The following is a 15,123-nucleotide window of genomic DNA, read 5'->3' as shown; positions in this document are numbered from 1 at the left end:
GCGCGGGGGCATTATGGCTGCTTCTATTCAATAGTCCAACCGGGTTAGCGGTCCCGCCCATTCTGGCAGTTTGATACGCGCTATCCACCCGTGCCTGTCCCCTTCCCGTCCAAAGGAACCGGTTTTATCAACACAAGCCTATTCCTTTGCTTTGATTTTCAGTGACAGGACGACCAGCACGATTAAAATAGCGAGGCAGATGCTTGTACCAATCGGGTTGCCGCCGCCCAGCAAAAAAGACAGGAAAATGCCTGCCAGTGCAAGCAGTGCAATCCAGACCATGAAAGGGTACCCTTTTACACGGAAGGAAGGCAATTTTTCATACGACTTTCGGAGCCGCAGTTCGGCTGCACAGATGGCGATCCAGACAAGGACGACGGTAAATCCCGGGATGGTCATCAAATAGCTGATGACCTCATCCGGCGTAAGATAGGCCAGAATCACGCCGGCTAAAATAAACAGTGAGGTCAGCAAAATACTGGTGAGCGGGACGCCTTTCCGGGAAATTTTTAAAAAGGCGCGCGGCGCTTCTCCGGATTGCGCCATGTTGAACAGTGTGCGCGAAGTGGCATAAATGCCGGAATTGGCGGCAGAAAGAACGGCCGTCAAGAGCACAAAATTCATCACATGGGCGGCAGCGGGGATCCCGGTGCGGCTGAACACCTGCACAAACGGGCTTTCCACGGAAGAAACCTGGTTCCACGGGATAATGCCGCAAATGATCAGGATGGGCAAAATATAAAAAAGCATGACGCGGACAACGGTCTGTTTAATGACACGCGGCAGCACTTTTTCGCTGTCTTTCGTTTCCGAAACGGTAACGCCGATCAGTTCCGCGCCGCCGTATGAAAACATCACGATCAGAAAAGCGCTGAACGTACCGTGAAGCCCGTTCGGGAAAAACCCGCCGTGCGCTGTATAGTTGGACAGCATGGAAGATGTCCCGGGGAATAAACCGAATAAAATCAGCGCGCCAAGCAGGATAAAAACGATCAATGTGATGATTTTAATGCCGGCAATCCAAAATTCAAATTCGCCGTAGTACTTCACTTCAGTTAAATTGATGCCGACTATGAAAGCGGCGCAGAGCAAACTGAGCAGCCACAATGGCGCGTGGGGAACCCAGAATTGCAGGAAGCTCCCGGCTGCAAGCAGTTCCACGACTGTAACAATGACCCAGTTGATCCAGTACAGCCAGCCAATAATGAAAGAAACCCGGCTGCCGAACGCTTTGTGGATCAGATTTTGGACGTTGAGGCCGGGGTGGACAAGCGCCATTTCCCCCAGCGCTGACATGACAATGAATAAAAGCGCGCCGCCGATCAGGTAAGAAACGGCAACACTCGGGCCGGCAAGGCTGACGGTATCGGAGCTGCCTTTAAAAATGCCGGTTCCGATCATCCCGGCCAATGCGATGAACTGGACATGCCTTGGTGACAAGCCTTTTTGCAAATGATGTTGGTTTTTTTCCATTTCTATCAATCTCACTTTTCTTTTTTAGATAAACGCTTTTCAGTGCTAAAGCATTTATTCTATTTTAGCAGAAAAAAGGAAATATTGATATACAAAAAAATGGAATCGCCGGATGGCAGATGCATCCATATTTCACCAAAGTAAAATGTAAAAACAGCGGGACACCATTCATTGTAGTATCTCGCCGTTCTGTTTAAGTTTGTGCCCCGGGACGGGCAGAGGAAAATACGCGCCAGCTCCCTCTACTTTTTATCAAACCCTTGGCGTTCTACAAATTCCTTCATGAAAACGCGCGATGGTTCTTTAAAAAATTGTGCCATTTGGCCTGTCCAGGTATCGTTCCTTTTTCCGTCTGTGCGTTTTGTATAATATTGCGATACCGTTTCATTGTATTCCTTCAGATCGCGCAAAAGACGTTCATCAGCCGGGTATTCATCTTCAAAATAAACATGCTCAGCCGCCATGCGCGGTTTTTTCGCAGACGGATCGGCCGGATAGCCGATTGTCATTGCAAATAGCGGAAGGACATATTGCGGGATTTTCAAAAGTTCGGCCACTTCCGGCAGCCGGTTGCGCAAGCCTCCGACATAACAAATGCCAAGCCCCATCGATTCCGCAGCGAGCGCGGCGTTTTGCGCGGCCAGTGCCGTGTCGATGAGCGCGACCATAAATTTTTCCGTTGTCTCAAGTGTATCTTGCGCATCTACGCCTTCCATTTCCGCCGCAAGTGCATGTTTATGGAGATCGGCACAGAAAATGAGCAGATGGCCGCATGTTCCGACATGGCGGTTCCCGGTCAGTTCTGCTAATCTTTGCTTCCGTCCGGGATCTTGAATGCCGAGAATCGTATAAGCCTGGACGAAATGAGAAGTGGCGGCTGCCTGCGCGGATTCCACAATCAGGCGGATTTGTTCATCAGATAGGGGCCGGTCTTCATAATGGCGGATCGACCGGTGATTGAGAATCGTTTCAATGACTGTGTTCATTCTTTTACACTCCTGTCTTTGGTGAGTCCATTGTATGTTCAAATATAGCACAGAAAATAACGGCCGGCATGAAAGGTGCTTGTTGTCCAGCATGGCCACGATGGTCTGCCAAAAAATATTTGGATTAAGGCTAAATTAACCTATTTTCGTTTTGGTATACCCAAATTGAACTTCGAGTTATGGTCATGCGGAGGACGGGAGGTCCATATTTACACCGTGAGATCATATCCTCCTTTATGATTACGGCGGGGCAGAAGCCAGTGAAGGCGCTCGATTCCATTTTGCACCATTTAACAAAGTGATGAATGTGTAACTGTCTCATGCCGCTGTATCACGCAAGGCCGGTCCTTCCGAAGTCCCGGAATTTCTGCCTGATGAAAAGAAAAACACTGCAACCCTGATCCGAAGGGCTGCAGTGTTTTATGTTATTCAAAATTAAGCTGATAGTCTTCTGATTTGATCATCTTTAATTTTTTTGAAAAGACGTAAATGATTCCGATATTTAAGATAAACGGTAACACAAAGAAAGTGCTCAGCATAATGGCAATATTTTTTGCAGTCCAGCCGCCTTCAGCAAGATGCATGAAATTGAGCGGGCCGACTAAGCCTGACAGCCCGAATCCTGCACTGTAAGGCGTGCCCTGAATATGAAAGACGCCGGCCAGCGCACCGAGCACGGCAGCGGTGATGAGCATCGGGAAAGCAATTTTCGGCTTCATAAAGAAGTTTCGCATCTGAATTTTCGGCGAGCCAAGTACATGGGCAAGGGCGGTGCCGAGCGAGTTGGCTTTATAGCTGGCGATGGCAAGCCCGACCCCGGCGGCACAAATGCCAAGATTTGCCGCCCCTGAACTGACACCTGACAGCATAATAACGGTTGCTACGCCGACTGTTGAAATCGGCGATAAAATAATCAGGCAGAAAATGACGGCGATAATCGCGCCCATTACGACAGGCTGCATGCTTGTCACATGTGCCACCCCAATGCCGACCAGCCCGGTAGCCGTTTTAATAAACGGCAAAATCGTGAGGCCGATCATGCCCGGTATCAAAATGCTTAATGTCGGGACCAGGAGGATGGAATAAGCCTTTAACCTTGTTCCGACCCACTTGACGAATAAAACCGCCAATGCCGCAGTAATCCCTGTATTGATGACAATCCCGATCCCGTTTAAAGCAAATGCGCCGGCAGCCGTTTTCTCGATGGCGCCGCTCCCGACCATTGCGGCAATGCCAACACTTGCAATCTGGATCGGTGTCAATTGAAAGGTAATGCCGACCATAACGCCAATCAATACAGGCAGCATGCTCATGATGATAACGGTTGCATCCACAACATGCTGCAAATAAGGCGCATGCGGGATAATAAGCTTCAATATCTCCCCGAGCAAGGCGTTTGGGATCAGAGAAACGACAATGCCTATGCTCATTCCGTTTAACAGTTTGCTAAAGAAATCTTTCATTAGTGGAAGCCCCCATTTTGTTTTGACCTCGCTGCTGGCGCTGCCGGATAAGCGCCGATGCTTGTCTGTTTGCGTATGATTATATAAAACATTCAGATTATAGTCAACAAAAATTTTTAATACTTTACCGCGTGTGTGCATATATGCATAAAAGTACTAAAAAGCAGGCTGTTTTAGATAAAAAGTGATCGAAAACAATCCCGGTTTTTTCAAAGCAGAAAATGACTGAAAAAATAGCGGTTGAAACAAAAGACATAGGGTTGATGAAGAAAAAATGGGCATCCGTGATTGCTGGCTTGACATGAAAAATGATTTTTTTTCACGATGGAAGCGGTATAATAAAAGTGGTGTTTTAGAATGTGTTGTGCCGGGCAAAAGAAAGGACATAAGGATGCGGAGGGATACGCCATGAAAAAAATTATAAACGACCCTGGAAAAGTTGTCGATGAGATGCTGGATGGATTTGTGTACGCCCATGAAGGAAAAGTGGAGCGATTGGAAGGGACAGGCGTCATTTATCGTACTTTCCGGGATGAAGGGAAAGTGGCGCTCATTAGCGGCGGCGGCAGCGGGCATGAACCGAGCCATGCCGGTTTTGTCGGGGAAGGAATGCTGTCTGCGGCAGTTTGCGGTGAAGTGTTTACCTCGCCGACGCCGGACCAGATTTTTGAAGCGATTAAAAAAGCCGACCAGAGCGCCGGTGTGTTCATGATTGTGAAAAATTATACAGGGGATGTCATGAATTTTGACATGGCCCAGGAATTAGCTGAAATGGAAGATATTCAGGTGGAGAAGATCGTGGTTGACGATGACATCGCGGTAGAAGACAGCACCTATACAGCAGGAAAGCGCGGCGTTGCCGGTACCGTTCTTGTCCATAAAATTCTGGGCGCGGCAGCAGCAGAGGGGCAGACGCTTCAGGAAATCAAGGCGTTGGCTGAACGGCTTGTGCCCAATGTGAAGACAATCGGTGTCGCTATTTCGCCGGCAACAGTTCCGGAAGTCGGAAAGCCGGGCTTTGTCCTTCAAGAAGATGAAATGGAATACGGTGTCGGCATTCACGGGGAACCGGGTTACCGGCGGGAAAAAATCAAGTCGTCAAAAGCGATCGCGGAAGAACTCGTTGCCCGGCTGAAAACTGCGTTCAACTGGAAAGAAGGGGACCGGTTTGCGCTCCTTGTCAATGGGCTTGGGGCTACGCCGCTTATGGAGCAGTATATTTTTACCAAGGATGTGCATGCCCTGCTTGACCGGGAAGGCCTTACCGTTCCGTTTAGAAAAGTGGGCAATTTGATGACGTCCATTGATATGGCCGGCCTTTCCCTCACGCTTGTAAAACTGGAAGATGAGGCGTGGCTTAAATTTTTAAAACGGCCGGTATCCGTTCCGGCATGGGTGTAAAGGAGGCGGAAATATGTTAACAGCAGAAACAGCAACAGACTGGCTGCATCGTTTTGCAGAAAAAATCAATGAGAACAAAGCCTATTTGAGCGAACTGGACAGTGCGATCGGTGATGGCGACCACGGTTCGAACATGGCACGCGGGGTGGCGGCTATGGAAGAAAAACTGGAAGCCGGCGGTTTTGCCACGGTCCAGGACGTCCTGAAAACAGCGGCGATGGCGTTGCTTGGAAAAGTCGGGGGTGCCTCGGGGCCGCTGTATGGATCAGCGCTGATTGCGATGGCAAAACAGGCAGGGGAAAATGAACAAGATGTTGCGGCAATTGTAAAAGCCGGGCTTGAAGGCATCCAAAAACGCGGGAAAGCGGAAAAAGGCGAGAAAACGATGGTTGATGTCTGGATGCCAGCCTGTGAAGCACTCGCGTCCGGATCGCTGACAAAAGAGGCCATTCAATCTGCCGTAGAGGCGACAAAAGAGATGAAAGCGACAAAAGGGCGCGCATCTTATCTTGGCGAGCGTTCCATTGGCCATCTTGACCCTGGGGCGGTTTCAAGCGGCTATTTGTTTGAAGCTTTGTTGGAAGGCGGGATTCTGGATGAGTAAAAAACCAGTAGGCATTGTCATTGTTTCCCATATTCCTGAAATCGCGGCCGGCCTTGCCACATTGTTAAAGGAAGCGGCCAAAGACGTTTCCATTACGTATGCGGGTGGCACCGATGACGGCGGGGTTGGCACCAGTTTTGACAAAATGAATGCCGCCATAGCCGAAAATGAAGCGGATGATCTGTTTGCTTTTTATGACCTTGGCAGCGCCAAAATGAATTTGGAAATGGCAATGGAGATGTCGGATAAGTACATCCGCCTGATGGACACCGCCTTTGTCGAAAGTGCTTATACGGCTGCCGCGCTGATCCAGGCAGATGCAGAACTGGAAGAAATTTTAAAACAGCTGGAACCATTAAAGGTAAAATAAAAAAATAGCCCGGGCCGGTATGAACGGTCCGGGCATTGCTTTTTTGTGGAAAAACATAGGAGCTAGGCGGCTGCCCCAATGGCCATGAAACGTGGGGCAGCCTTCATCAGGTTTTCACGCAAAACGCACGGGCGCCCTGCATGGCCATTTTAAAGCCTTTTTTGCCCGCCCGCGCTGTATGGCGTTCGAAAGGCCCTTAGGAAAAACGGGGCCGGTGCTGTATGCATGTTAGAGATTCACTCAATCGGTTCTCCTTTTTATTATATTCGAGAGGACGCCGGTGCTGTATGCATGTTAGAGATTCACGAAAAATGAGAAGGAATTTTAAGATTAACTTTTTTTATGATACCAGTCAAAGCATTAATTTTTTATTACAAGAAGACCCGAACATTCTCGGGGCTTTTTATTTTCAGAGTTCATGTAAGCTTAAAAAGATTAGCAATGCACATTACTTTACACTCATAAATGAATAAGAATAAAATAGTTTTGCACCAAGCATTTTCTATTCTATTCAGAAGGAGGAAAATGAAGTGGAATATACGAAAATAAAAAATACCGATATTCAAGAAGCATCAAGGGTAGCCCTCGGAACATGGGCCATTGGCGGCTGGATGTGGGGTGGAACCGATGAAAGGGAATCCATCAAAACGATTCAAGCTGCGATCGATTTAGGGATTAACGTGATTGATACGGCTCCCGCATACGGTTTTGGCCGGTCTGAAGAAATAGTCGGCAAAGCCCTTGCTGAAGTCGGACAACGTGACAAAGTGGTGATTTCGACAAAAGTTGCATTGGAATGGAAAAATGGTGAAGTTTTCAGAAATGGATCAAAAGAACGGATTTTAGCAGAAATTGATGATTCATTAAAAAGGCTTCAAACCGATTACATAGATATTTATCAGGTGCATTGGCCGGATCCGAAAGTACCGATTGAAGAAACCGCAGAGGCCATGAAGACACTTTATGATTCCGGGAAGATTCGCGCCATAGGCGTCAGCAACTTTTCTCCGGAACAAATGGAGGCATTCCGTACTGTGGCACCTCTGCATACGGTACAGCCCCCTTATAATTTGTTTGAACGAAACATTGAAAAAGATGTTTTGCCATATGCTGTGGATAAAGGCATGACTTCTTTATTTTATGGAAGCCTGTGCCGGGGACTTTTGAGCGGTAAGATGACACCGGACAGAAAATTCGAAGGCGATGATTTGCGCAAAACAGATCCAAAATTTCAACCGGACCGCCTGCCACAATATTTATCGGCCGTTAACGAATTAAATCAATGGGTCCAAGAAGCTTACGGCAAACAAGTTATTCATTTAGCTGTTCGCTGGCTTCTTGATCAACCGGGTTCAAGCATCGCTTTATGGGGTGCGCGCCGCCCCGATCAATTAAACCCTGTCAAGGAAGTTTTCAGTTGGAAACTAACACAAGAAGACTTGAAAACAATCGATGATATCATAAATAAAAATGTAAAAGACCCCGTTGGCCCTGAATTCATGGCCCCGCCGGAGGATTAATAAGAGGAGGCTGGGACAGAAGTATTTTACTCATAGAAAAATCCGAACTCATTCAGACATTCTATCTGAATGATTCGGATTTTTATTTATTCATAAGAAAGCAACGAAGCGCTCCGTCAAAATACTTCGCTTTCCACGGGCACGGCCTTTAATATCATAATAAAGATATTTCTTCCTTTACGTTTGCGGCAGCAGCAATGGACTGTTTTAAAATATCCAGGCCTTCCTGCAGCTGGTCGTTTGTAATGACAATGGGCATCAGAATGCGGATGACATTGCCGAAAATCCCGGCATCCAAAAGAAGCAGCCCCCGCTTGTTGGCTTCTTTCACAATCCGCTTTGTCAATGCTTTATCCGGTTCTTTTGTCGTTTTGTCTTTTACGATTTCAAATGCACACATGGCGCCAAGTCCGCGCACATCCCCGATAAAGGTAAACGCCTTCTGCCAGCTGCGGAACGTATCAAGTACCTGTCTCCCGATTTTTTCCGCCCGTTCGTTTAATTTTTCAGATTCAATGATGTCCAGTACGGCAAGGGCGGCTGCGCATCCAAGCGGGCTTCCGGCATAAGTCCCGCCAAGTTCACCCGGATTTGCCGCATCCATTATGTCGCTCCGTCCGATTACACCGCTTAACGGGACGCCTGCTGCAAGAGATTTCGAGATGGTAATCAAATCTGGCACAACATCAAAATGCTCAATGGCAAAATAGTGCCCGGTCCGGCTGAATCCTGCCTGAATTTCGTCCGATACGAACAAAATGCCGTTTTCCTGGCAGAAGTCATAAACCGCTTTTACAAATTTTTTGCCTGGCACAATGAATCCGCCTTCTCCCTGTACTGGTTCCATGACCACAGCAGCAACCGTTTCAGCGGCAACATCGTTTTGAAAGAAATGCCGGAACTCCTGGATCATATAGTCTTCATATTCTTCATCAGTCAAATGGCCGGGTTTCCGGTAAGCATAAGGGTAAGGCGCCTTATAAACTTCAGAAGCAAACGGGCCGAATTCGTATTTATACGGCTTCACTTTGCTTGTCATCGACATCGTCATTAACGTTCTGCCGTGAAAGCCGCGGGTAAAGCTGATAATGGCCGGCCGCTTCGTATATTTGCGGGCAATTTTAACGGCATTTTCGACGGCTTCGGCCCCGCTGTTTAAAAGGATGACCTTTTTCTCCGCATTCCCCGGGGCGAGCGCTGCCAATTTCTCAGCCAGTTCAATATAAGGTTCATACATCATGACGTTAAAGCCGGTATGGATAAAATGTTCAAGCTGTTCTTTGACAGCTGCGACAACTTTCGGGTGGTTATGCCCGACATTCAGCGTGCCGATTGCGCCGGCAAAATCAATATACGTGTTGCAGTCCACATCTGTAACAAGCGCGCCTTTTGCCTCTTTTGCAAATGCCGGAATGCCATTGCTGACACCGCGGGGAACGGCTTTTTCCCTTCTTTCCAACAGTTCTTTCGATAGCAGTCCCGGCAGAGAGGAGTTTACATTTGCATTTGTCATTTTAACGCTTCCTTTTTATCGTTTGATTATATTTATGTAACCGATTCCTGTCATCATAGTGCCTTTTATAAGATTATGATATTATAAATATTGCAAAAATAAAAATACATTTTAGGGGGATTTTACGCCTTTTTGATTCATCTTTTGGATAGCGGGTAAACGGCGGATGAAACCGCTATGACCACACCTGATATGAACCACCCGCGCAATTCGATTCTTTGACAAAACCCCTTCCTGCCTTTAAGATGGGGGTAACGAATTTGCATTGCAAATTTGAAGCAGAGACAAAAATGGAAGTTGCCATCCCGATAGATTTTGAGCAGATGAAAGAAGTCAAAACAGAGCTGACGCGGTTTATGATGTCGTATAAATTCGCGCTCCATGAAGTGATGACAAAAATTGATATTTTAAAAGAAGAATTCCAGTACGTCCATGACTACAATCCGATTGAGCATGTAAAATCGCGCCTAAAGTCACCGGAAAGCATTTTGAACAAAGCATATCGGAAGGGTTGTGGATTATCGCTTGATTCGATCCGTGAAAACATCCGCGATATTGCCGGCATCCGGATTACGTGTTCGTTTATTTCAGACATATATGAGATCAGCAAAATGATCCAGCAACAAAAAGATGTAAAGTTAATTGAGTGCAAGGATTATATTCAAAATCCGAAACCGAACGGCTACCAGAGCCTCCATATGATCATCAAAATTCCGATTTTCATGTCGGACAGGTCGGAAGAAGTGTATGTTGAGATTCAGATCCGGACAATCGCCATGGACTTTTGGGCAAGCCTGGAACATAAAATATATTATAAATATGACGAGGATGTGCCACAACATTTGAAGGAAGAACTGAAAGAAGCAGCACTGCAGGCAGCACAGCTCGATGTAAAAATGGAGAACATCCAAAAAGAAATGAAGGAAGTCAAAAAGCGGAACAGTGAAAACAGCGTGCACCAACTGATCATAGACGCTGAAAAGCTTCGAATCCCTGAAGATTTTTTAAAAGTGGCCTTAAATGAAACGGATGGGAAGGGATCCATTTGATCATTAATTTGAACGAAATGCCGGGATTTGTCCGGTTCGAAATGGAGAAATTAGGGGAAATGATCGCCCCAAAACTGAAAAAAGCCAACCAGTATGCATTTTGGTCCAAACCGCTCATTTTTGTGGCAGCGCTCAATTTGTTTTTGTTGCTTCTCGTGATGCCGGCGGAAGACCGCTCGATTCCGCTCCTCCTTTTCTGTGCGGTCGCCGGGGCGTTCGGCATGGCGCTGTCGCAGGAAGCGCGGGTTTTGAGAAAAGAAATTACGAAGCTCAGTTTTTCCTATATGAAAAAGCGGATTGAAAAAAGCAGCATTGTCACGGAGCCGGTGAAAAAACGCTATGCGGCATTGATCGAAAAGGAACCGACGAATATTTTCCTCCACTTTATCCACTTTTTGGAAGAAGAGCAAAACAGGAAAAAAGAGATTTGGTAAAATCCGCACGGCCGTTTGATGGCGTGCGGTTTTTTTGAATTTTTATGGACAGATGGGAAAATCCAACATTTACGCGGCAGTATTATGCTCGTTTGCCTGGATGCGCACGTTTTTTGCCCGATCGCCGGGAAGACGGGCGGCAATAGGCCGGGCATTTCTTTTCGTTTTTTTCCCGTTTCCCGCTAACGCATGCATGCGGATTGTTGGCAGCGGATCGCCGGGAAACGGGCGAAACCAAAATACGCCGCATGCCGCTTTTGCCGCTTTCGCAGGTAACAATACAGCGGGCTGCCTTTTTCATCAATAAACGCTTTCAAAAAATAAGTTTTGAAAGCGTTTAAAAAGGCTACTCTCTTTCCGGTTCATGCCCGATTGTGATTAAGCGCGTGTCCACGTTGATGTCCAAGTTCACATCGTATCCGCAGTTTGACACCTGGACGGATGCATCGCCAACAGAGAAAGCAACCACCGTATCCAGTTCGCCATCCAGCACGGCAAAGGCATATTGGTCTTCCTGGTTTGTGTACAAGTGGTATGATTCGTGAATGACAACGGTCCAACGGTATGGCAGGAATAATGTTTTTGTGCCCATGTCTGTCTCTCCCTGAAAAAATGTAGTTTACTGAACTATATTCGTTCCTTGCCGCTGGAATTCCTGCTTTCGCTTCGGCCCATTTTGCAACATCTGCCTGTGGAAATCAGCGGCAAATTCGATTACAATAGGAATTATGCGAAAAACGCCAGAAAAGAGGGGTAGAATGGAAAAGAAATCCATCTTTGGATTGACGATAGATCAACTGGCCGGCTGGATGCTGGAACACGGGCAGAAAAAATTCCGCGCACAGCAAGTGTGGGAATGGTTGTACCAAAAAAGGGTGAAAAGCTTTGCAGAGATGACGAATGTCAATAAAGACTGCCTTGCGTTGCTTGAGGAACATTTCCATATTCACACGTTAAAACAAGTGGTGAAACAGGAATCAAAGGACGGCACGGTAAAATTTTTGTTCCAGCTTAAGGACGGCAATTTAATTGAAACGGTTTTGATGCGCCAACATTATGGTTTGTCGGTTTGCGTGACGACCCAGGTCGGCTGCAATATCGGCTGTTCGTTCTGCGCAAGCGGCCTGCTCCGCAAAAACCGCGACCTAGACAGCGGGGAAATTGTAGAACAGATTATGTATGTCCAGAAACATTTTGATGAAGCCGGAAAGGGCGAGCGGGTCAGCCATGTGGTCGTCATGGGGATTGGCGAACCGTTCGATAACTTTGAGAATGTGGTGAACTTTCTTAAAATTATTAATGCGCCAAAGGGACTGGCGATCGGCGCGCGCCATATCACCGTTTCCACAAGCGGCCTTGCACCGAAAATTTATGCGTTCGCAGACCTTGACCTGCAGGTGAATTTGGCCATTTCCCTGCATGCGCCGAATAATGAACTCCGGTCGCGCATCATGAAAATCAACCGCGCATACCCGCTTGAAAAGCTGATGCCTGCGATCGATTATTATTTAGAAAAAACAAATCGCAGAATCACGTTCGAATATATTTTGCTGAAAGATGTCAATGACCATAAGGAAGAAGCGCTGCAGCTTGCAAAACTGCTGCAGGACAAGCGCCATCTTGCCTATGTCAATCTCATTCCTTACAATCCTGTTAACGAGCACGGTTATCAAAGAAGCGAAAAAGAATCGATTATGACATTTTACGATACGCTCAAAAAAAATGGCATCAACTGCGTTGTGCGCCAGGAACACGGCACGGATATCGATGCGGCATGCGGCCAGCTCCGCAGCAAACAGATCAAAAAAGCGAACAGAACGGCATAATAGAGCCCGCCCCGTATTTTGGATTTTATCCAAAGCGGGGCGGGCTTTTTACGTTTAAAAAAACGAACAAACAGGGTAGGTATAGGGTACAGCAATTCTATGCTGAAAAAATATTTTAACAACATACGAAGAATACATGATAGGAAAGGAATGAGCGTAATGAGAGGAAAAGATGAGGGAGACGGGGGCAGGCGTGTTTCAGTCCGTCCCGAGGAAGCGGGAACAAGGAAAGAATCATTTTCTAAAAAAACTTTTCTGCGTTTGATTACAATCGTATCAACATTTGGCGGTTTACTATATGGCTATGATACAGGCGTTGTCAACGGGGCGCTGCCATTCATGTCAAGGGACGACCAGCTTGGTTTAACGCCGTTTACGCAAGGGCTTGTCACAAGCACCTTGCTTTTAGGGGCAGCATTCGGTGCCGTGTTCGGGGGGAGGCTTTCTGACCGGAAAGGGCGCCGGAAAACGATCTTAAGCGTCGCTTTTATTTTCGTCATCGCCACGCTTGGCTGTTCGATGGCGCCGAATGTGGCCGCCATGGTTACCTTCCGGATGATCTTGGGCCTTGCAGTTGGCGCGACAGCTGTCACAGTCCCGACTTTTTTGGCAGAATTGTCGCCTGCCGAACACCGTGGGCGGATCGTTACACAAAATCAACTGATGATTGTCTCCGGCCAACTATTTGCCTATACGTTTAACGCGATACTGGCCAATACGTTCGGGGAAGCCGGAAACATTTGGAGATATATGTTGGCAATCGCAACATTGCCGGCTGTCATTTTATGGCTCGGGATGCTGATTGTGCCGGAAAGCCCGCGCTGGCTCGCCGCAAAAGGCAAATTTGGGGAAGCCCTCGATGTGTTGCGGAGAATACGCGAAGAAAAACGGGCACAAATGGAATGGAATGAGATTCGCCAGACAGTCGAAAAAGATGCCAAAATGAAAAAGGCAACCTTGAAAGATTTAAAACTTCCATTTGTCCGCCGCATCATTGTCATCGGTGTCGGCATCGCGATGATCCAGCAGCTGACCGGCGTGAACTCCATTATGTATTATGGGACGGAAATTTTAAAGAAATCCGGATTTTCGACAGGCGCAGCACTGATCGGAAATATTGCCAACGGTTTGATTTCCGTTCTCGCCACCCTTACAGGCATTGCACTTTTGGACAGGGCCGGCAGAAGAAAAATGCTGATTACCGGGCTTGCAGGGACAAGCACTGCGCTCCTTTTGATCGGGATTTTTTCGATCACGTTAAAAAACAGTGCGGCATTGCCATTTCTCGTTTTGGGCTTGACCGTCATGTTTCTCGCTTTCCAGCAGGGCGGCGTATCTCCTGTGACATGGCTCATGCAGTCGGAAATTTATCCGATCCATTTACGGGGGCTTGCGATGGGGATCTCGGTTTTCTGCCTGTTTATAACGAATTTCCTTGTCGGCCTGTTGTTTCCGGTATTGTTCCATGCAATCGGACTGTCGGCAACATTCTTCATTTTTACCGGGCTTGGCATCTTCTCCATCCTGTTTGTAAAAAAATTCGTCCCGGAAACGAAGGGGCGGTCGCTTGAAGAAATTGAGCAAAGCTTCCATGCGCGGAAGGAGCGTTACTTTGCGCGCAGAAAAAAATCAACATCCAACCGGAACAACCAGCCGCAGCACGTGCATCACAGCGGCATGGACAGGTAAAAATTTTTCGAAAAGGGTCCGGCGCGGGCCCTTTTCGTTTGTCCATACATATAATAGAATAAGAAGTTTTTCCAAAAAGATGTGAAGTTTCCTGACGCCAAACAAGACAGTGTTTCAAAATAGGTGTATAATAGAAGTGAAAAATACAGATTTTACTGACTAAAGGAGGTGTTGTGAGATGTTCAACTGGCTGAAAAGAAAAAATTCAAAAGTGGTTACACTTGTTTCCCCGATAGCCGGCAATATGATTCCGTGCAAAGATACGGGAAAGCCGGGTAAAGGCATTGCCATCCAACCGCTTGAAGGAAGGGTGCATTCACCCGCAGCAGGAAGAATTACGCACATTTCTCCGGAAAACAATGCCATCAGTATATTGACAGACCAGGGGCTTGAAATTACAATCCGCCTCAATACAGAAGAAGCCGCTATGGAAAGCGAAGAATTTGTGATCATGGTCAAAGAAGGCGATCACATTACCGCCGGAACTCCGCTCATGGAATTTTCCTTTCAATTGACAGATGCCAAAACAGAAAATCTTTACTCCTCTGTCTCCGTTGCCAATATGGATCAAGTCGAAAGCATGGAAGTCCCGCCGGCCCAGACAATCGGCCTCGATGACTGGGTAATGCGGGTAAAAATGAAATCAGGGAACCGGGAATAATCTTTTTTAAAGAAGGTGGCTCCCATTTTTTACCGTTTGTTAAAAGGGACATAGAAATGTCGTAAAGGCTTTTGTTCTTTACGGCATTTTTGTGTGCATTGTAGAAAAATCGTTAAAATTGCTTTTCTGTGGCT

At 47.0% G+C, this 15,123-nt stretch carries 14 protein-coding genes; 9 read left to right on the top strand and 5 right to left on the bottom strand.

Annotated elements, in window-relative coordinates:
* Positions 1 to 138 precede the first annotated feature (138 nt).
* The 3 genes from NST20_RS13465 to NST20_RS13455 form a co-directional block, all read right to left on the bottom strand.
* On the bottom strand, positions 139 to 1,473 hold the full coding sequence (locus NST20_RS13465; RefSeq protein WP_342399641.1) for an amino acid permease: 1,335 nt from the start codon (positions 1,471 to 1,473) through the stop codon (positions 139 to 141).
* 242 nt (positions 1,474 to 1,715) lie between these two features.
* On the bottom strand, positions 1,716 to 2,459 hold the full coding sequence (gene nfsA / locus NST20_RS13460) for an oxygen-insensitive NADPH nitroreductase (RefSeq protein WP_328005283.1): 744 nt from the start codon (positions 2,457 to 2,459) through the stop codon (positions 1,716 to 1,718).
* A 425-nt stretch (positions 2,460 to 2,884) separates the two neighbouring features.
* Positions 2,885 to 3,922 (bottom strand): PTS sugar transporter subunit IIC, encoded by a 1,038-nt coding sequence (locus NST20_RS13455; RefSeq protein WP_342399640.1) that lies wholly within the window; start codon positions 3,920 to 3,922, stop codon positions 2,885 to 2,887.
* Positions 3,923 to 4,330: 408 nt separating this feature from the next.
* On the opposite strand from NST20_RS13455, the gene dhaK reads away from it, so the two are divergent.
* From dhaK to NST20_RS13435, 4 genes are all read left to right on the top strand, one after another.
* A complete protein-coding gene (dhaK, locus tag NST20_RS13450; RefSeq protein ID WP_342399639.1) occupies positions 4,331 to 5,323 on the top strand; it encodes a dihydroxyacetone kinase subunit DhaK in 993 nt (330 codons plus the stop codon).
* A 13-nt stretch (positions 5,324 to 5,336) separates the two neighbouring features.
* Positions 5,337 to 5,927 (top strand): dihydroxyacetone kinase subunit DhaL, encoded by a 591-nt coding sequence (gene dhaL, locus NST20_RS13445; RefSeq protein WP_342399638.1) that lies wholly within the window; start codon positions 5,337 to 5,339, stop codon positions 5,925 to 5,927.
* Positions 5,920 to 6,297, top strand: a complete 378-nt coding sequence (dhaM, locus tag NST20_RS13440) for a dihydroxyacetone kinase phosphoryl donor subunit DhaM (RefSeq protein WP_014097172.1) — start codon at positions 5,920 to 5,922, stop codon at positions 6,295 to 6,297. Before dhaL ends, dhaM begins: the two co-directional genes overlap by 8 nt.
* A gap of 530 nt (positions 6,298 to 6,827) precedes the next feature.
* Positions 6,828 to 7,817 (top strand): aldo/keto reductase, encoded by a 990-nt coding sequence (locus tag NST20_RS13435; protein ID WP_014097174.1) that lies wholly within the window; start codon positions 6,828 to 6,830, stop codon positions 7,815 to 7,817.
* Between the two features lie 154 nt (positions 7,818 to 7,971).
* On the opposite strand, the gene gabT is transcribed toward NST20_RS13435, so the two are convergent.
* Positions 7,972 to 9,330 carry a 4-aminobutyrate--2-oxoglutarate transaminase gene (gene gabT, locus NST20_RS13430; RefSeq protein WP_342399637.1) on the bottom strand — a complete coding sequence of 453 codons (1,359 nt, stop codon included), beginning with the start codon at positions 9,328 to 9,330 and terminating at the stop codon, positions 7,972 to 7,974.
* Positions 9,331 to 9,620: 290 nt separating this feature from the next.
* On the opposite strand from gabT, the gene NST20_RS13425 reads away from it, so the two are divergent.
* Positions 9,621 to 10,379 (top strand): GTP pyrophosphokinase family protein, encoded by a 759-nt coding sequence (locus NST20_RS13425; RefSeq protein WP_340702948.1) that lies wholly within the window; start codon positions 9,621 to 9,623, stop codon positions 10,377 to 10,379.
* Positions 10,376 to 10,813 (top strand): YwnF family protein, encoded by a 438-nt coding sequence (locus NST20_RS13420; protein WP_017554279.1) that lies wholly within the window; start codon positions 10,376 to 10,378, stop codon positions 10,811 to 10,813. Before NST20_RS13425 ends, NST20_RS13420 begins: the two co-directional genes overlap by 4 nt.
* A gap of 346 nt (positions 10,814 to 11,159) precedes the next feature.
* Here the strand turns inward: NST20_RS13420 and NST20_RS13415 are convergent, their stop codons facing one another.
* Positions 11,160 to 11,405 carry a hypothetical protein gene (locus tag NST20_RS13415; protein WP_061565086.1) on the bottom strand — a complete coding sequence of 82 codons (246 nt, stop codon included), beginning with the start codon at positions 11,403 to 11,405 and terminating at the stop codon, positions 11,160 to 11,162.
* A 166-nt stretch (positions 11,406 to 11,571) separates the two neighbouring features.
* Between NST20_RS13415 and rlmN the strand changes: the two genes are divergently transcribed.
* From rlmN to NST20_RS13400, 3 genes are all read left to right on the top strand, one after another.
* Positions 11,572 to 12,639: a 23S rRNA (adenine(2503)-C(2))-methyltransferase RlmN gene (rlmN, locus tag NST20_RS13410; protein ID WP_013860420.1), complete on the top strand. Its 1,068-nt coding sequence runs from the start codon at positions 11,572 to 11,574 to the stop codon at positions 12,637 to 12,639.
* Between the two features lie 159 nt (positions 12,640 to 12,798).
* Positions 12,799 to 14,328 carry a sugar porter family MFS transporter gene (locus NST20_RS13405; protein WP_342399636.1) on the top strand — a complete coding sequence of 510 codons (1,530 nt, stop codon included), beginning with the start codon at positions 12,799 to 12,801 and terminating at the stop codon, positions 14,326 to 14,328.
* A 178-nt stretch (positions 14,329 to 14,506) separates the two neighbouring features.
* The gene (locus NST20_RS13400; RefSeq protein ID WP_013860418.1) at positions 14,507 to 14,989 is read left to right on the top strand and encodes a PTS glucose transporter subunit IIA; all 483 of its coding nucleotides are present in this window, start codon (positions 14,507 to 14,509) and stop codon (positions 14,987 to 14,989) included.
* Positions 14,990 to 15,123: the final 134 nt, after the last annotated feature.

It is taken from the genome of Weizmannia sp. FSL W8-0676 (assembly GCF_038593015.1).
Classification (GTDB): domain Bacteria; phylum Bacillota; class Bacilli; order Bacillales; family Bacillaceae_C; genus Weizmannia; species Weizmannia coagulans.
Note: the sequence above shows the minus strand (reverse complement) of the source record. Positions and strands in the feature narration are given on the sequence as shown.